General features: G+C 45.9%; 8 protein-coding genes. 7 read left to right on the forward strand and 1 reads right to left on the reverse strand.

The window, feature by feature from the left end; genetic code table 11:
• The first annotated feature begins 88 nt into the window (after positions 1-88).
• Positions 89-280, forward strand: coding sequence for a hypothetical protein (locus DU508_RS10980; RefSeq protein ID WP_115402869.1), 192 nt, complete (start codon positions 89-91; stop codon positions 278-280).
• Between the two features lie 781 nt (positions 281-1061).
• Here DU508_RS10980 and DU508_RS10985 read toward each other — a convergent pair.
• Complete coding sequence (locus DU508_RS10985) at positions 1062-1460, reverse strand: response regulator (RefSeq protein ID WP_158542156.1); 399 nt, start codon at positions 1458-1460, stop codon at positions 1062-1064.
• Positions 1461-2008: 548 nt separating this feature from the next.
• Between DU508_RS10985 and DU508_RS23720 the strand changes: the two genes are divergently transcribed.
• The 6 genes from DU508_RS23720 (at position 2009) to DU508_RS11025 (ending at position 19207) form a co-directional block, all read left to right on the forward strand.
• On the forward strand, positions 2009-10699 hold the full coding sequence (locus DU508_RS23720) for a hypothetical protein (protein ID WP_147273614.1): 8691 nt from the start codon (positions 2009-2011) through the stop codon (positions 10697-10699).
• 864 nt (positions 10700-11563) lie between these two features.
• Positions 11564-11857 carry a GIY-YIG nuclease family protein gene (locus DU508_RS11005; protein WP_115402871.1) on the forward strand — a complete coding sequence of 98 codons (294 nt, stop codon included), beginning with the start codon at positions 11564-11566 and terminating at the stop codon, positions 11855-11857.
• Positions 11858-12319: 462 nt separating this feature from the next.
• Entirely contained in the window at positions 12320-16486 is a 4167-nt protein-coding gene (locus DU508_RS11010; protein WP_115402872.1) for a hypothetical protein, read from the forward strand.
• A 39-nt stretch (positions 16487-16525) separates the two neighbouring features.
• A complete protein-coding gene (locus tag DU508_RS11015) occupies positions 16526-17422 on the forward strand; it encodes a hypothetical protein (RefSeq protein ID WP_115402873.1) in 897 nt (298 codons plus the stop codon).
• Positions 17423-17433: 11 nt separating this feature from the next.
• The gene (locus tag DU508_RS11020; protein ID WP_115402874.1) at positions 17434-18285 is read left to right on the forward strand and encodes a complement C1q domain-containing protein; all 852 of its coding nucleotides are present in this window, start codon (positions 17434-17436) and stop codon (positions 18283-18285) included.
• The gene (locus tag DU508_RS11025; RefSeq protein WP_115402875.1) at positions 18275-19207 is read left to right on the forward strand and encodes a hypothetical protein; all 933 of its coding nucleotides are present in this window, start codon (positions 18275-18277) and stop codon (positions 19205-19207) included. Before DU508_RS11020 ends, DU508_RS11025 begins: the two co-directional genes overlap by 11 nt.
• Positions 19208-19336 lie beyond the last annotated feature (129 nt).

Below are 19336 nucleotides of genomic sequence, written 5' to 3' on the forward strand. Positions count from 1 at the left end.
TTGGATCAATAAAAATCTTAATTTTTTTGGCATTTTCTGAAAAACAAATTGCTGGAAACCATGTTTTGCATATATAAAACGATACGACATGGCCCCTTTGAAATTAAGCGAAGAACAAAATGCTACATTAAGCAATAAGAATACTCAACCAGAAATTGAAAATCAACCACTAGAATTACATCCCGAAGCCTACAAGGTTAAAGGACCATCGCCAGATAAGATGAAAACAGTTTCCGCATCTTTAAGAAATTATGCGCATGGCTTATACGGATTGCTTTAAATTAGGTCTAAAGTACTATATATGAACAGCCGTCATCTTTGAATTTGTTTCAGGATCTTTATCCTATGACTTAAGAAAAGAGATGCTGACCACAAAGTAGCTACAAAACCATTGAAAACACTAACTCCCCCTTGTAAAATCAAGTTCGGTAGGGCGGGGTGTTTAAGCCATAGGTCTAAAACACCATGCATGAATGGTCGTCATTCTGAATTTGTTTCAGAACCTTAATGGTATGAACGCCAGGAAAAGACGTTGAAAAGAAGTTCAGTAGGGAGAGCTGATTGAGCCAAATGCTTAAAACACATAAACGAACGGTCGTCATTCTGAACTTGTTTCAGAACCTTTAATGGTATGAACATATTCACGAATTGGAAATATAGCCAGATGGCTAAGATGTTCTTATATGTCTCAGATGGTTTTTCCCCTTAATCGTCATTGCGAGGAGGTACGACGAAGCAATCTGCTTTGCTATCGTAATTACATCGGAAAGATTGCTTCACTCCAACGCAAAAGCCTTTCTTCAGGCAATGATGAGCGTTTGAAATTGTCGAAGCTCTGTAAGGCCCTTTGGTCTTTGAACCTCGCAAGTTGAAGCGCATACTGACATACGGAAGTTTTATCGGGTAGCGGGGTTGAAAAAAACTTCGTCAGTCCGATTAAACAACCGCTATTTCAACAAAGAACGATGAAGCAATTTATTTTCACTATCGTATCATTACAATACTAGAACGTTTGCTTCACTCTAAGGCAAAAGCATCTTGTTTGTATCCAAAATATATTTTCAAATCAAACCAGCTCGTCTTTCAGGCATGTCATTACCAGGGGATAGATAAGAACTATTTACAAGATCATTTACAGCAATCAGGAATTTCATGAGATCAAAGGGCTTTTCAATAATTAGGTCTGTTTTGCTGATGGTAAAGCAAGGTAGTTTATTGTAGAAAACGATCAGGGGTATATTTGATAAATTTGAATCTTTTATTCTTTTATACACTACGTTGCCGTCTTCACATTTCAAATCAATATCTAAAAGAACAAGTTGAGGCAAATTTTCTTCAAAATACAATATGATGTTCTCTTGCACTCCATTAAATATGAGATAACCTTCGTCTGTAAGTATTGCTTCAATAGCATCGATCAACGCAATGTTATCGCTGATGATGAGTATTACTTCTTGCATGAATATCATTTTAGGATGAAAACATATATTGACAAACCTATTGCCAATCGTTTTAGGCCTAAAACAGAAATAAAAAAATCTGGAGATTATCTGATATAATATGGCTACCACTAAGTTTCTAACAAATGTTTATTAATTGCGTATAGAATTATTTTTCACTGGTTTGCGTTTACCTTTTTTTATTTAAAATAACCTCCTCTGTTAGTTTAGATAAACCAGTTTTTATTTACAACGGAATGCCAATTTATTATAATTTATTGGGGAATAAGATGTAGAAAATGGGCTGCTCACTTCTACAATTTGGGTAAATAATTCCCCGAAAATTCTTGCAATATTTTTCTTAATCGCTTCAATAGCAGTGTACTGCATTATTATTTCTTTGGTTCAGTATTTGGATAAATACAGCGAAAAGCTGTATGCATAAAAATACAATCTGATGTTAAATTGTTCAAACTTCTTTCTGGTGCTCAATTTCATTTGCAAACAGCTGCAGCTTATAACAGATTAATTACCAGGTTGATTCTCGATAAAATTTTAATTAAAACTAAATGAATAAACATTTACTTTTCAGCTTAACAGCACTTCTCTTAAGCTTTTCAGTTTCTTTTGCTCAGCAAAAAGTAAAAGATGGTACGGTTACCAATGGGAATTTGCCTAATAAAGATGCGTTATTAGAGTTAGAGAGTAGCAATAAAGGTTTACTACATACACGTGTTAGCTTAATACGAACTACCAATGCAGCGCCACTTAGTGCTCACATAGCGGGTATGATGGTTTATAATACCGCAACGCAAAATGATGTAGTGCCTGGTATTTATTATAATGATGGCACTAAATGGGTATTTGTAAGAAGTAATAACTCGATTCTGGTAGAAAATCAACCTGGAAAGACCGGTGCACCTGGCACGCCCGGCACATCAGGCGGTCCTGGAGCCGGTGTGACGATCGTTACGAACGACAGCGGCACCTGGGTTTACAACCCTGGCACGAACACCTGGACGAACATCAACGGTCCGAAAGGAGATAAAGGCGAAGCGGGTGTTGTTGGGGTGGAGGCGCAGCCTGGGAAGACCGGTGCACCTGGCACGCCCGGCACATCAGGCGGTCCTGGAGCCGGCGTGACGATCGTTACGAACGACAGCGGCACCTGGGTTTACAACCCTGGCACGAACACCTGGACGAACATCAACGGTCCGAAAGGAGATAAAGGAGATAAAGGCGATAAAGGCGAAGCGGGCGTTGTTGGGTTGGAGGCGCAACCTGGAAAGACCGGTGCACCTGGCACGCCCGGCACATCAGGCGGTCCTGGAGCTGGCGTGACGATCGTTACGAACGACAGCGGCACCTGGGTTTACAATCCGACCACGAACACCTGGACGAACATCAACGGTCCGAAAGGAGATAAAGGCGAGAAGGGCGAAGCGGGCGTTGTTGGGGTGGAGGCGCAACCTGGGAAGACCGGTGCACCTGGCACGCCCGGCACATCAGGCGGTCCTGGAGCCGGTGTGACAATCGTTACGAACGACAGTGGCACCTGGGTTTACAACCCTGGCACGAACACCTGGACGAACATCAACGGTCCGAAAGGCGATAAAGGCGAGAAGGGCGAAGCGGGCGTTGTTGGGGTGGAGGCACAGCCTGGAAAGACCGGTGCACCTGGCACGCCCGGCACATCAGGCGGTCCTGGAGCCGGTGTGACGATCGTTACCAATGACAGCGGCACCTGGGTTTACAACCCAGGCACGAACACCTGGACGAACATCAACGGTCCGAAAGGCGAGAAGGGCGAAGCGGGCGTTGTTGGGGTGGAGGCACAGCCTGGAAAGACCGGTGCACCTGGCACGCCCGGTACACCAGGCGGTACTGGAGCCGGTGTGACGATCGTTACGAACGACAGTGGCACCTGGGTTTACAACCCTGGCACGAACACCTGGACGAACATCAACGGTCCGAAAGGCGATAAAGGCGAGAAGGGCGAAGCGGGTGTTGTTGGGGTGGAGGCACAGCCTGGGAAGACCGGTGCACCTGGCACGCCCGGCACACCAGGCGGTCCTGGAGCCGGCGTGACGATCGTTACGAACGACAGCGGCACCTGGGTTTACAACCCGGGCACGAACACCTGGACGAACATCAACGGTCCGAAAGGAGATAAAGGCGAGAAGGGCGAAGCGGGCGTTGTTGGGGTGGAGGCGCAGCCTGGGAAGACCGGTGCACCTGGCACGCCCGGCACACCAGGCGGTCCTGGAGCCGGTGTGACGATCATTACCAATGACAGTGGCACCTGGGTTTACAACCCGGGCACGAACACCTGGACGAACATCAACGGTCCGAAAGGCGATAAAGGCGAAGCGGGCGTTGTTGGGGTGGAGGCACAGCCTGGAAAGACCGGTGCACCTGGCACGCCCGGCACATCAGGCGGTCCTGGAGCCGGCGTGACGATCGTTACGAACGACAGCGGCACCTGGGTTTACAACCCGGGCACGAACACCTGGACGAACATCAACGGTCCGAAAGGAGATAAAGGGGACAAGGGCGAAGCGGGTGTTGTTGGGGTGGAGGCGCAGCCTGGGAAGACCGGTGCACCTGGCACGCCCGGCACATCAGGCGGTCCTGGAGCCGGCGTGACGATCGTTACGAACGACAGTGGCACCTGGGTTTACAACCCGAGCACGAACACCTGGACGAACATTAACGGTCCGAAAGGCGATAAAGGCGACAAGGGCGATAAAGGAGAAGTTGGTGTTGCAGGAACTAATGGTACCAACGGAGCAGATGGCAAATCTGTAATGAGTGGGGCTGGCAATCCGATGAATGGAACGGGTAATACAGGGGATACTTATATTAACACTACAACAGGCGATACTTATACTTATAATGGCACAGGCTGGACAGTTACGGGCAACATAAAAGGCCCAATCGGTTTGACAGGAGATAAGGGCGACAAGGGAGACAAAGGCGATGAAGGCGCGGTTGGTCCACAGGGCCTAATCGGACTGACCGGTGATAAAGGAGAAAAAGGCGATGAAGGTGCTGTTGGTCCACAGGGTCCAATTGGTCTGACAGGCGACAAGGGAGATAAAGGCGAGAAGGGCGATGAAGGTGCCGTTGGTCCCCAAGGTCCAATTGGTCTGACAGGTGACAAGGGAGACAAAGGCGATAAAGGCGAGAAGGGCGATGAAGGCGCGGTAGGTCCTCAAGGCCCAATTGGTCTGACCGGCGATAAAGGAGACAAGGGAGAGAAAGGTGATGAAGGTGCGGTAGGTCCACAAGGTCCAATCGGTCTGACTGGCGATAAGGGCGATAAAGGCGAGAAAGGTGATGAGGGCGCAGTTGGTTCACAAGGTCCAATCGGTTTGACCGGTGATAAAGGAGACAAGGGCGATAAAGGAGAAAAAGGCGATGAGGGCGCAGTTGGTCCTCAAGGCCCAATTGGTCTGACTGGCGATAAGGGCGAGAAAGGCGATGGAGGTGCTGTTGGTCCTCAAGGTCCAATTGGTCTGACAGGAGATAAGGGCGATAAAGGAGAGAAAGGCGATGAAGGTGCTGTTGGTCCACAAGGTCCGATCGGTTTGACAGGCGATAAAGGAGACAAAGGAGAAAAAGGTAATGAAGGCGCAGTTGGTCCTCAAGGCCCAATTGGTCTGACAGGCGATAAAGGAGACAAAGGCGAGAAAGGTGATGAAGGCGCTGTTGGTCCACAGGGTCCAATCGGTTTGACAGGAGATAAGGGAGATAAAGGTGAGAAGGGCGATGAAGGCGCGATAGGTCCTCAAGGCCCAATCGGATTGACTGGCGACAAGGGCGAGAAAGGCGATGAGGGTGCTGTTGGTCCACAAGGTCCGATCGGTCTGACAGGAGATAAGGGTAATAAAGGAGACAAAGGTGATGAAGGTGCAGTGGGTCCACAAGGCCCAATTGGCCTGACTGGCGACAAGGGCGATAAAGGAGAGAAAGGCGATGAGGGCGCAGTCGGTCCACAGGGTCCGATTGGTCTGACAGGCGATAAGGGAGACAAAGGAGAAAAAGGCGAGAAGGGCGATGAAGGCGCGGTAGGTCCTCAGGGTCTGATCGGTTTGACAGGAGATAAGGGCGACAAGGGAGATAAAGGCGAGAAAGGTGATGAAGGCGCAGTTGGTTCACAAGGTCCAATCGGTTTGACCGGTGATAAAGGAGACAAGGGCGATAAAGGAGAGAAGGGCGATAAAGGAGAGAAAGGTGATGAAGGCGCAGTGGGGCCGCAGGGTCCAATTGGTCTGACAGGAGATAAGGGAGACAAGGGCGAGAAAGGTGATGAAGGAGCGGTAGGTCCTCAGGGTCTGATCGGTTTGACAGGAGATAAAGGCGACAAGGGAGATAAAGGCGAGAAGGGCGATGAAGGTGCTGTTGGTCCTCAAGGTCCAATTGGTCTGACCGGCGATAAAGGAGACAAGGGAGAGAAAGGTGATGAAGGTGCGGTAGGTCCACAAGGTCCGATCGGTTTGACAGGCGATAAAGGAGACAAAGGAGAAAAAGGTGATGAAGGTGCTGTTGGTCCACAGGGTCCAATCGGTTTGACAGGAGATAAGGGAGATAAAGGCGAGAAGGGCGATGAAGGCGCGATAGGTCCTCAAGGCCCAATCGGATTGACTGGCGACAAGGGCGATAAAGGCGATAAGGGTGATAAGGGTGATGAAGGTGCAGTGGGTCCACAAGGCCCGATTGGTCTGACAGGCGATAAAGGAGAAAAAGGCGATGAGGGTGCTGTTGGTCCACAAGGTCCAATCGGTTTGACCGGTGATAAAGGAGACAAGGGAGAGAAAGGTGATGAAGGCGCGGTAGGTCCACAAGGTCCAATCGGATTGACTGGCGATAAAGGAGAAAAAGGCGATGAGGGCGCAGTTGGTCCACAAGGTCCAATCGGTTTGACCGGTGATAAAGGTGACAAGGGCGATAAAGGCGATGAAGGTGCTGTTGGTCCACAGGGTCCAATCGGTTTGACAGGAGATAAGGGAGATAAAGGCGAGAAGGGCGATGAAGGCGCGATAGGTCCTCAAGGCCCAATTGGTCTGACAGGTGACAAGGGCGATAAAGGCGATAAGGGTGATGAAGGTGCAGTGGGTCCTCAAGGTCCAATCGGTTTGACCGGTGATAAAGGAGACAAGGGAGAGAAAGGTGATGAAGGCGCGGTAGGTCCACAAGGTCCAATCGGATTGACTGGCGAGAAGGGCGATGAAGGCGCAGTTGGTCCTCAAGGTCCGATTGGTCTGACAGGCGACAAGGGCGATAAAGGAGAAAAAGGTGATGAAGGTGCCGTTGGTCCGCAGGGTCCGATCGGTTTGACTGGCGATAAGGGAGATAAAGGAGAAAAAGGTGATGAAGGCGCAGTTGGTCCTCAAGGTCCAATTGGTTTGACAGGAGACAAGGGCGATAAAGGCGATGAGGGTGCTGTTGGTCCACAAGGTCCAATTGGTTTGACAGGAGACAAGGGCGATAAAGGCGAGAAGGGTGATGAGGGTGCTATTGGTCCTCAAGGTCCGATCGGTCTGACAGGAGATAAGGGAGATAAAGGCGAGAAAGGTGATGAAGGCGCAGTTGGTCCACAAGGCCCGATTGGTCTGACAGGAGATAAAGGCGAGAAGGGTGATGAGGGTGCTATTGGTCCACAGGGTCCAATTGGTTTGACAGGAGATAAGGGCGATAAAGGCGAGAAGGGTGATGAAGGTGCTATTGGTCCTCAAGGTCCGATCGGTCTGACAGGAGATAAAGGCGAGAAAGGCGATGAGGGTGCTGTTGGTCCACAGGGTCCAATTGGTTTGACAGGAGATAAGGGCGAGAAAGGTGATGAAGGCGCAGTTGGTCCACAAGGTCCGATTGGTTTGACAGGAGATAAGGGCGAGAAAGGTGATGAAGGCGCAGTTGGTCCACAAGGTCCGATTGGTCTAACAGGCGATAAAGGAGAAAAAGGCGATGAAGGTGCAGTTGGTCCACAAGGTCCGATCGGTTTGACTGGAGACAAGGGAGAGAAAGGAGAAAAAGGTGATGAAGGCGCGGTTGGTCCTCAAGGTCCGATTGGTCTGACAGGCGATAAAGGCGATGAAGGCGCAGTTGGTCCACAAGGTCCAATTGGCCTGACTGGCGAGAAGGGCGATAAAGGAGAAAAAGGTGATGAAGGCGCGGTTGGTCCGCAGGGTCCGATCGGTCTGACAGGCGACAAGGGCGATAAAGGAGAAAAAGGAGATGAGGGCGTAGTTGGCCCACAAGGTCCAATCGGTTTGACCGGTAATAAAGGAGACAAAGGCGAGAAAGGTGATGAAGGCGCAGTTGGTCCACAAGGTCCAATTGGTTTGACCGGAGATAAGGGAGACAAAGGCGAGAAAGGTGATGAAGGCGCAGTTGGTCCACAAGGTCCAATTGGTTTGACAGGAGACAAGAGCGATAAAGGCGAGAAGGGTGATGAGGGTGCTATTGGTCCTCAAGGTCCGATCGGTCTGACCGGAGATAAGGGCGATAAAGGCGATGAGGGTGCTGTTGGTCCACAAGGTCCAATTGGTTTGACCGGAGATAAGGGAGACAAAGGAGATAAAGGTGATGAAGGTGCAGTGGGTCCACAAGGCCCGATTGGTCTGACAGGAGACAAAGGAGAAAAAGGCGATGAGGGCGCAGTTGGTCCTCAAGGCCCGATTGGTCTGACAGGCGATAAAGGCGAGAAAGGCGATGAAGGCGCAGTTGGTCCACAAGGTCCAATCGGTTTGACCGGTGATAAAGGCGATAAAGGCGATGAGGGCGCGGTTGGTCCTCAAGGTCCGATCGGTCTGACAGGCGATAAAGGAGACAAGGGCGAGAAAGGTGATGATGGACAAGGTGGAATTACAACTGCGGGTACTGATATTAATATTACAGGAACCGGAGTTGTAGGAGATGCTTATGTAGTAAATAGTTTAATTACCGCAAACAATGGCTTAACTAAAACAGGTAGTAACATTCAATTAGGTGGTGAATTAATTACACCAACAACTATTATTGCTGATGCGGCCAATACCCTGGCAGTAGCTGGATTAGAAATGGGTGTCGATACAGACAAAATTGTTGTGGCCGATCCAACAACTGGTGTTTTAAAATCAGTTGATCAATCTGCTTTAGCCATAGAACCTTGGCAGGTAGAAAGCACAACAACAAAAGCAACCAATAACACCCAAAACATCTATCAGAACGCAAATGTAGGTATAGGTAACTTTTCAACTGCCAATCCAATCGCAAACCTTGATGTTCGAGGTTCTATTAGAGGTGGTGCGCCAAATTTAACAGCACCAGTAGGCATTAATTCAATTAGTGTAGGGCAAGGAACAGTTGCCAGTGGTGGATATTCAGCTTCCTTTGGTAGTGCTGCTTCTACCGGTTCATATTCGATGGCTTGGGGTGGCCCAGACTTCTTATATACAACAACAGGCCCACTTGCATCCGGTATCTTTTCCACAGCTTTTGGTATGGGTACTAAATCAACAGCGTATGCTTCAACTGCATTTGGCTCACAAACAGAAGCTAATGCATCTTATTCCACTGCTTTTGGAATCGGAGGAGTTGCTTCGGGTACTGGTTCTACTGCTTTAGGAAATTATAATATTGCTGCAGGTGAGTATTCAATAGCGGCCGGAAGCGAAACTTATGCAGCTTCACAAAATGAAACAGTTTTGGGTATAGGGAGTGCTATAAAAACCGGTACTGCAAGTAGTGGGGTTGCAACTGATGCATTATTGCAGGTTGGAGGACTGAATGGTAATGCGCTAACCATACTTAAAAATAGCCACACAGCAATTGGTGTTACAGGTACGGAAGCTGCAGCAAAGCCAACTGAACTTTTGGATTTAGGCGGTACAGCAACAGCAGGAAATGGAGGTTTAAGAATAAGAAATATCAACTCGACTGAATATGCAGGAAATATTGCTACAGATAAAGTAGTGGTTGCAACTGCCGATGGAGTTTTAAAAACAATACCTGTTGCCGATTTGACACCAGATCTCCCTGAAGAAACCCTGACCAAAATAACCCAGGATTTAGAGGCAGGCACATTTACCTATACCGATGAAAGCGGAACCAGCAAAGATTATAACATCCACTGGAAGCTGAACAGCAATGGCACCGGGCTTTCTGTAAGGAACAGTGTAGCCAGTGGAGAAGAGGCTATCGCATTGGGTGGTGGCATTATTGAGGGCACGCCTCATCCCAATACGGCTTCAGGAACTGCTTCTACAGTTTCCGGTGGAGGGGCCAATACCGCTTCAGGACGTGGGTCCACCATTTCCGGGGGAACATTTAATGAAGCTTCACACCTCCTGGCCGTGGTTTCTGGTGGAACGGAAAATAAAGCTTCAGGAACTGCTTCTACAGTTTCCGGTGGAGGGGCCAATACCGCTTCAGGACTGGTATCCACCATTTCAGGGGGAGCAAGTAATACCGCTTCAGGACATTACGCCGTGGTTTCCGGGGGAAGTGGCAATACAGCTTCAGGATACTCCGCCGTGGTTTCCGGAGGAGGGAATAATGACGTCTCTGGATATTATGCTTCAGTTTCCGGGGGAGCTCAAAATCGTGCTTTAGGGTTTGGTTCTGCGGTTTCCGGTGGAGAGCTGAATACCGCACATTCACCTTTCGAATGGGTGGGAGGAGCCTATAGTACGGAATATGTGCCGATTTTTTCATCAGAAAGCGCATATGACCCTCTTGCAGTGGGGGACAGGTTATTCAATATCGGAAATGGGATTGATGCCTATAACAGACGCGATGCTTTTACCATCCTGAAAGGTGCAAAAACAGGCATCGGGTTTAGCAATTTTGAAACCAGGGCAGCGGGAGAGATGCTCCAGGTAAACGGGAATGCACAGTTTGTAACATTGCCTGCTCAAGGTGGAAATATTGCTACAGACAAAGTGGTTGTGGTCAATTCAGATGGGGTATTGAAAACGATACCTGCCATAAATACCAGTGTAACGAATATTATCAAAATCACAGCCAACTATACCACTTTAGAAACAGATTATACCATTCTGGCAAATGCAACAGGATCAGGTTTTACTTTAACCTTGCCTGCAGCAAGTGCAAATAAGGGTCGTATTTTAATCATCCGTAAAACAGATGAAACTTCAAATATTTTAACTTTCAGTGCACCAATTAAAATATCTGAAACCACCAGTTTTACCACATTAAACATTAATACTACTATCCGTATTCAAAGTGATGGAACTGATTGGTATAAGATAGATTAATAGGGTTTAGGCAATGCCAAGCCGCCAGCCGATCAGTCATTGCGAACGGAAGCCAGGGTCAAAAGCGTTGGCGTGAAGCAATCTGCTGGTGTGAGGGATAATGAGTGGTGGCAGGCAAGGGGAAATAATAGAGGGCGAAGCGGTACTAACACGTTCGTCATTGCGAGGTACGAAGCAATCTGCTAGTGGGTAGGATGAGGGAGAAGGCAAGGGTGGGACAACAATAATAAGCCCCCAGCACACAGGCAGATTGCTTCGCCCCGATGAAAGGATCGGGCTTCGCAATGACGATCTGATCAACCGTCATTGCGAGGTACGCCAATCCGTCATTGCGAACGGAAGCCAGGGTCAAAAGCGTTGGCGTGAAGCAATCTGCTGGTGTGAGGATATGAGCGGTTGCAGGCAAAGAGAGGGTAGAATGACGAAAGCCCTAACACGTTCGTCATTGCGAGGTACGAAGCAATCTGCTGGTGTGAGGGATATGAGCAGTTGCAGGCAAGGGGATAAATGGTAAGCCCCCCAGCACACAGGCAGATTGCTTCGCCCCGATGAAAGGATCGGGCTTCGCAATGACGATCTGATCAGCCGTCATTGCGAGGTACGCCAATCCGTCATTGCGAACGGAAGCCGGGGTCAAAAGTGTTGGCGTGAAGCAATCTGCTGGTGTGAGGATATGAGCGGTGGCAGGCAAGGGGGGTGGAATGACAAAGCGGTACTAACACGTTCGTCATTGCGAGGTACGAAGCAATCTGCTGGTGGGCAGGATGAGAGAGAAGGCAAGGGTGGGACAACAATAATAAGCCCAACACACTGGCAGATTGCCACGGTTGAAAAAGTCTCTCAATAACGACTAAAGCATAAAAAATGGAAAGAGGTGGCTGTATTTATATTATGACTAATGATTTCAACTCTGTTTTATACACAGGTGTAACATCTGATATAATAAGAAGGGTTTGGGAACATAAAAACAAGGTGTATGCAAAAAGTTTTACCTCAAAATATAAATGTTATAAACTGGTTTATTACATGTTTTACTCAAATATAGAAGAAGCCATAGCTGAGGAAAAAAGAATAAAAGGAGGTAATCGTTTGGCAAAACTAAAGCTAATACAACAACTCAACCCAGGATGGGATGATTTATATGAAATTTTGGAATAGCTTCCTTGCGAGACACATTACAAGCTTGTTAACAATCCTCGCAAGGGTACGCCAATCCGTCATTGCGAACGGAAGCCAGGGCCAAAAGTGTTGGCGTGAAGCAATCTGCTAGTGTGAGGATATGAGCGGTTGCAGGCAAGGGGGGTAGATGACGAAAGCCCTAACACGTTCGTCATTGCGAGGCACGAAGCAATCTGTTGGTGTGAGGGACATGAGCGGTTGCAGGCAAGGGGATAAATGGTAACCCCCACCACACAGACAGATTGCTTCGCCCCGATGAAAGGATCGGGTCTCGCAATGACGATCTGATCAACAGTAATTGCCAAGTGAGGAAGAAGAATTAAGTTCCATGGGAATAATGGAAATTAAAGAATACCAGTGACACAAGAATAAAAAGACAATTGAAAGTAACCTATAAAGGTTTCTACAAATGATAAGAAACAGATAAATAAGAAACATAATATGAAAAACAATATTGCTTTTGTTATGCTTTGCTTAGGTTTAGGCTTTGGTGCAAACGCTCAAACCACAGGTCAGAAAATAGGTGCTAATCCAACCATTAAAGAAGCATCAGCTTTGCTTGAACTGGAAGCCAATGACAAAGGCATTTTAATGCCACGCGTCGCGCTAACCAGCACCACCGTTGCAGCACCTGTGACCGCTCCGGCAGATGCATTAACGGTTTTTAATACGGCAACTACCGGAGACGTAATTCCTGGTTATTACTATTGGAGTGCCGCTGATGTAAAATGGATAAGATTGACTACTCCAGCTGATTATCAAGAACCTTGGAATGTAAGGTTAACAAACAATAAAGCAACTTTAAATACTCAAAACATTTATCAGGAAGGGAATGTAGCTATTGGAACAACCTCAGCTAATAACCTATTTAACAATAAAAAGCTATATGTTAATGGAAACTTTAGGGCTGCTAGCGCTACAGCGTCTCCTTCTGGTAGATTTAGAGGTTTTGATACACAGTATTTTTCTGGTTCTACCGATAGGGGTATAATGTTGTATAATGTGCCAATCCATAATGCAGATGTAATTCCAGCTGCTTCTTCTCCGGTAGTAGAAGCGATAAACATAGCTGATGGCTACATAACACAGTACACTCGAAAGGATAATTTACACACAGCTCTTAACTTAAATAATGCTTCATTACCTAATGCCGCATATTTTAATCTATTAAGTCAGAATACGTTAACCGATGCCAATAGTTCTTATACACAAATGGATGGTTCCACAGTTACAGGCATAACTTTAAGGCAAAATAAACAGAATAATAAAACAACCACAATTAATTTGGATGCACTTAAAGGTTTTACTTACACCTATAATGATGGAGTTGATGTAACCAAACAAGCAAATTTTGTGTTTCCATTAAATAATGGCCAACCAGGTCAGGTACTAACAACTAATGGTGCGGTTTATTCTAATATGGTGCCTGCGGTTTTATCTTGGCAAGATGCGCCGGTTGCCATTGTTGCTGCAAATAATGGTTTAACAAAAAACATTACCACTTCCGAAATAGAACTAGGGGGGGGATTGAACAGAGCTACAATTATAACTACGGATGCAGCTAATACATTAGCTATTGCTGGTTTACAAACTGGTGCAGCAACAGATAAAGTAGTCGTTGCCGATAATACAGGTATTTTAAAAACGATTAATCAATCTGCTTTAACAATAGAGCCTTGGCAGGTGCAGGGAACAACAGATAAAGCTACAACCAATACCCAGAATATCTTCCAGACAGGTTCGGTGGCAATAGGCAAAAGCGAAGCATTGGCAGGCATAATGCTGGATGTAGCCGGAGCAGTACGTGGTGGAGTCGAACATACAGGAACGGCAGGCACAAATTCAGTAGCTTTTGGACGTCTAAACATCGCTTCCGGAGGAAATACTGCAGTTTTTGGCTATACGAACACTGCTTCCGGAGGAAATGCTGCGGCATTTGGATATACGAATACCGCTTCCGGATCAAATGCTGCCGTTTTCGGAAGTTTTAATACCGCTTCGGGAACAAATGAAACAGTATTAGGAAGATACAATTCCATTACTTCAAACAGCACGGCCTTATTACAGGTTGGTATGGGAGTAGGATCTTTTGCCCGGGCCAATGCATTGACCATTTTGGGTGGCAATTCGGAGAATTTAAACAGAGGTTTTGTGGGTATCGGCCAGTCTGCTCAATCTCCCATTGCACGATTGGATGTAAGGGGGGCCGCAAGATTCGGTACACCACATGCCAACGAGGTAAGTGATATTACCATTTTAGGAACCAACTCCTTTGCCGCCGGCACCAATAACAGGGTTTCTGGTACCAATTCAGCCGCTTTCGGCACAGGCAACACAGTTACTTCAGGCGATGATGGCACTTCAGTGGCTATGGGGTACCAGAATATTGTTTCCGGGCTAACCTCAATCGCTTTAGGCTCTGGTAATACCGCCTCTGGAGGCATTTCTACTGCTCTGGGTTATTTGAGTACCGCAAGAGGAAATGTATCCACGGCATCAGGATGGAAGACTATTGCCCCGTCAAACAGTGAAACAGTAATCGGTAAATGGAATGCCATAACAACCGGAGATGCTGCTGAAACCCAACCCGAGGATGGTTTGTTCCAAATTGGTAGTGGTTTTTCTGAAAGTTCCCGCAGCAATGCGCTAACCATTCTTAAAAATGGCAGAACGGCAATAAATGTTGCGGGTACGGAAGCCGCCGCAAAACCAACCGAATTATTGGATTTGGGAGGTACGGCAACAGCCGGATATGGAGGTTTAAAAATAAGAAATATTAATTCTGCTGCTTATACAGGCAATGCCACTACCGATAAAGTGGTGGTAGCCGATAATACTGGTATATTAAAAACAGTAGCCGCTGCAACAATAGCAATAGAACCTTTACAAATTCAAGGTACCACCAATAAAGCCACTGCTAATACTGATAACGTTTACCAGATGGGTAAAGTGGCCATTAACAAAAACACCAGCGACTACCAATTGGAAGTAGCAGGCGATTTTAAAGCAAATTACGCAGCAGGCGGAGGTTTACATAGCGGGATCATCACCAACCTTCCTGGCTTAGGTATGCCAATGAATGTTTCTTATCTGACTAATAATACTGATATACTTTCTGCCACGGAGGCAAGTACAACAATGTTACGCCCCGGAATGGCAAGCTTACAGTCAAATAATGGAACTGCAGGTGGAAACATCGCCGCATATAGTAGCCCCACCGGAGGTACTGCGGGCTTTGTAGCTAACAATGCAGCTGGAAATATTTCTGCATCAATATGGGGACGTAGTGATGGCTCAGATAATCATGTTACCCTTTCTCATAAAAAACAAGCAGCCGAAGGAACCAATATTACGATTGATAAACTGGCAGGGGTAACATTTGAGTTTCAAAAAGCTACTGACGGATCATCTGAAGGAAATTATGTTTTCCCAAGAAGCAACGGTACGGCCAATCAGGTGCTGGCCACTCCAGGAGGTACAGTTGCACAACTGGCCTGGACAGATGTATCTGCTTTAGCACCAGAACCTTGGTTTAATGTTGCCACTGGTACAGCAGCAACTGCCAATACACAAAACATATATCAAAACGGCAAGGTAGGAATAGGCTTTACCAATCCAAATTATACTTTAGAGGTTGGTAACAATTTGGTTAACAATGGTGCTTATCTTTCCTTATCTCAGGATGGAACAGCTGCAAACGGGCAATCTGCCATTATTCTTTTTTCAAAAAGAAATGGCAATACTGGTATTACCGGTGCAGGTAACGGAAATAAGGCATGGAAAATAGTTGCAGATGCAGATAATCATAGCAACCTGAATACAAAAAATAAATTAATATTTGAAAATTGGGATAACGGAACCAGAGATGCATTGTTTGCAATGATACCGGCAGTATCAGCAACAGAACTAGGCAAGATAGGTATAGGTACGGCAACACCAACTGGTAAAGTACATATTAAAGCTGATGTGGCTTCAGATCCGCTTCGTTTGGAGGGTTTACAAACAGGTGTTGTAACTGATAAAATAGTGGTTGCCGATGTAAACGGTGTCTTAAAAACAGTAGATGCAGCAAGTGTGGCATCATCATTAGAGCCCTGGCAAGTGCAGGGCGGCACAACAAAAGCAACCACTAATGCACAAAACATTTACCAAACGGGAAGTGTGGCCGTTGGAGCATCAACCATCCCTTCTTTTTCAGCAGGAGCAGCAACCATTACACCAAAGTTTCACGTAGCCGGAGATGTGTCAACAACAGGTGCATTTTATACAACAACAAGCGTTTACGCAGATTATGTGTTTGAGAAATACTTTGATGGCAGCTCTAAAATTGATCAGAACTATACCTTCAAATCACTGGCAGAAGTAAATGCTTTTATCAAAAAGCACAAGCATCTGCCAGGGGTAACTCCAATCAGCGATGTGAATAAAACAGCAACAGGCTATTCATTTGATATTACAAAACTTTCTGTCCAATCGTTAGAAAAAATAGAGGAATTGTATCTGCATACTATCGAACAACAAAATTTAATCGAAAAACAACAAGCCGAAATTCAGGATATGAAAACACGTTTGGAGCGTTTAGAGCGCTTGTTGTTGGAGAAAAAGTAATATCTCTGCCATACGCGGGAGAACTAATGGAGAAAGACAATGAAAAAACAATTATTCACATATTTAATTCTATCAATGTTCACTGGTGTAACCTATGCTCAAACGGGTGTAGGCACCAGGAATCCACAAGGAAAACTGCACATTGACGGAGCTAAGGACAATCCGGTAACAGGAGTGCCAACAGCAAGTCAGGTCGCCAATGATGTGATTGTTACCAACGACGGTTTTGTAGGTGTCGGTGTCCTTGCTCCAAAGGTAAAACTTGATATTCGTTCGGCAGGCACGCAGAATGCAATTGGTATAGGCACAACCACTATGACCGCCAGTGCTGCCGCAGCAGGAGCCGTAAGATATGATGTAGTGAATGTATCGGTGGGACCAAAAATTCAGGTGTCGGATGGAACAAGCTGGAATAAAATTTACTTAGCGCCTCAAAAAGCAGTTGTGGTTGCGCGAAAAATTGTCACTTCATCAATACCAAGTGGTGGTTCTGGAACTATTATCAGCAATTGGCAAGAGGTAAGGGATATGTCTGACAGTTTTGATCCCACAACCGGGGTTTTTACCGCACCACGCGCCGGTACTTATACTTTTTTGCTAACCTTTAATTTTGTTGGGGTTCCTGTTATTGATGGTTCAAGAGTTGAAACCCAGTTTTACAATATGACCACAAGCACTATTTTGGCACGTGGTTATAAAACATTTGGTAAATCAATGACCGGCACAACCAATGATGGTGGAGCTATCGCCACCAGAAATACACAAGCCGGTGGCTCATCAACCATTACACTTACTTTAGCTGAAGGTGCAACCGTAGTGCCCAGATTGTATCAAAATATTTCTGCAAGTTCAGTCAATCTTAGGGTTACCACTAATGCTGCTGACCCGGCAAATCCAGATGCAGGTTTTAACAATCTAACCATTATAGAACATTAGTAAGAGCCGCCATGTATAAAAAAAATATTTATATTCTCATTTGCCTTTTTATTTTGTATCCTTTTTACAAGGGTTACGCCCAAACAGGTGTAGGCACTAAAAACCCACAAACTGCATTACGTATTGACGGAGCTAAAGATAATGCGGCCACTGGCTTGCCAACAGCAGCCCAGGCGGTTAACGATGTAATGGTTACCACAACCGGACAGCTTGGTGTAGGCGTAATAAACCCAACCACCAGGGTAGATTTACGTTCTGCCGACCAAAAAGGAATTATAGGAGTGGGTACGAATACACAAACCCCTGCTCAGGCAGGTGGTGGTGCTATACGATATAATGCTGCTGATGGATTATTATATTATTCTGATGGTACAAGCTGGATCTCTTTGCCATTAAATGCACCAGCAAAAGCGCTTGTTTTGGCTAATAAAAGTGCAGTGCAGGCCGTTGCTCAAACGAGCACTGATCAATACATAACTTCTTGGTCTGAAATAACCGATGCACAAAACAATTTTGATAATGCTACCGGTATTTTTACCGCACCACGAGATGGTTTTTATATCGTATCATTCAACGTTACGTTAGCCTCAGCAGTTATCCCTAACAACACCCGTATCGAAACCATTATTGAAAGTAATAATACCGGTACTAATAATATTGGAACGTTTAAAAATGTAAACTCTTATCCGGCATACCAAAGCAGAAGTCTATCTAACAGCGTTGCAGGCAATTGTAATGCCATTTTTAATCTGGTACAAGGCAATACCATACGTTTTAGGGTGTGGCATAATCTGGGTGGAAACAGGAACACAAGTACAGCCAACAACGGTACAGATAATAGCATCAGTATTTATGAATTATAAAAAACGGGTAGTGATGAGCACAAGAGCAAAAAAAATACAATGGTTAGCTGGCGCTTTTATAATCGCGGTTTTTTCATTCACGCACGCCGTGGCCCAAACAGGTATTGGCACATTAAATCCCGCCAACAACTCCAGTATCGTAACAACCGGAGGGAATGTGGTAATAGATAATACGGGCAAATTAGGGGTTTTGGTTGCAAATCCTATAACGGCGATTGATTTACGTAGCGGCACCAATGGCTCTTTTGCGGTAGGAATGACCGACCAGACAGCCTCAGAAGCAGGAGCAGGGGCTTTGCGTTATAATCCAAATCCAGCTATTGGCGTCAAGGGATACATGGAATATTCTGATGGTACCAACTGGCTTGGTTTTTTTCCTTTTGGCAAGCCCCGTATTGTGGTAATGGCCGAGAAGACTACACAAAATACTTACGTGTTTGAAACAGGAGCCGTTGCAATAGGTGCATATACAACAGGAATGCCTCCGCGTTCATCGGCCTATTTAACCCATTGGACAGAAAAACTGGATTCGGATTCCGGTACGCCAACTAATAATTTCGATCCTGCAACAGGCGAGTTCATTGCACCAAGAGCAGGTGTGTATTTCGCCACTTTTACGTTTGCATTGGCCGATAATAATGTGAATACAGGTGGCAATAATCAAACAGAAGCTATTTGGGAAGTAAGAAATCCTGGTGGTACCATTACACAAAGGGTAAAAACAAACAATGGATATCCATCAGATACAGGGAGCGGTCCAACAAATGTAGTAAAGGTAGGTTCGGCTTGCACGGTAAGTGTTTATTTAAACCAGGGTGATAAATTAAGACCGTTTTCATGGGTTAGTGTTTCTTTTGGTACAGACATGAGACTGTTTGATGTCTCTGGAGGTTATAATGTTTTAACCATTGTAGAGCAATAGGAATATTGTAAATATTGTCGGAGGTAAATGAAAATATTTAATCCAAAAAATATGATTGATATAAAACATTTGAACAGCATTTAAAAACAAAAGAGGGGCGAATACTTTTAGGGATGATTGTAAATCGCT

Source organism: Pedobacter chinensis, assembly GCF_003339865.1.
Lineage (GTDB): Bacteria > Bacteroidota > Bacteroidia > Sphingobacteriales > Sphingobacteriaceae > Pedobacter > Pedobacter chinensis.

Excerpts from the sequence above, each read along its gene's own strand:
- DU508_RS23720 (WP_147273614.1), top strand. The coding sequence starts at position 2,009 with ATGAATAAACATTTACTTTTCAGCTTAACAGCACTTCTCTTAAGCTTT.
- DU508_RS11020 (WP_115402874.1), top strand. The coding sequence starts at position 17,434 with ATGTATAAAAAAAATATTTATATTCTCATTTGCCTTTTTATTTTGTAT.
- DU508_RS11025 (WP_115402875.1), top strand. The coding sequence starts at position 18,275 with ATGAATTATAAAAAACGGGTAGTGATGAGCACAAGAGCAAAAAAAATA.
- DU508_RS11015 (WP_115402873.1), top strand. The coding sequence starts at position 16,526 with ATGAAAAAACAATTATTCACATATTTAATTCTATCAATGTTCACTGGT.
- DU508_RS11005 (WP_115402871.1), top strand. The coding sequence starts at position 11,564 with ATGGAAAGAGGTGGCTGTATTTATATTATGACTAATGATTTCAACTCT.
- DU508_RS11010 (WP_115402872.1), top strand. The coding sequence starts at position 12,320 with ATGAAAAACAATATTGCTTTTGTTATGCTTTGCTTAGGTTTAGGCTTT.
- DU508_RS10980 (WP_115402869.1), top strand. The coding sequence starts at position 89 with ATGGCCCCTTTGAAATTAAGCGAAGAACAAAATGCTACATTAAGCAAT.
- DU508_RS10985 (WP_158542156.1), bottom strand. The coding sequence starts at position 1,460 with ATGCAAGAAGTAATACTCATCATCAGCGATAACATTGCGTTGATCGAT.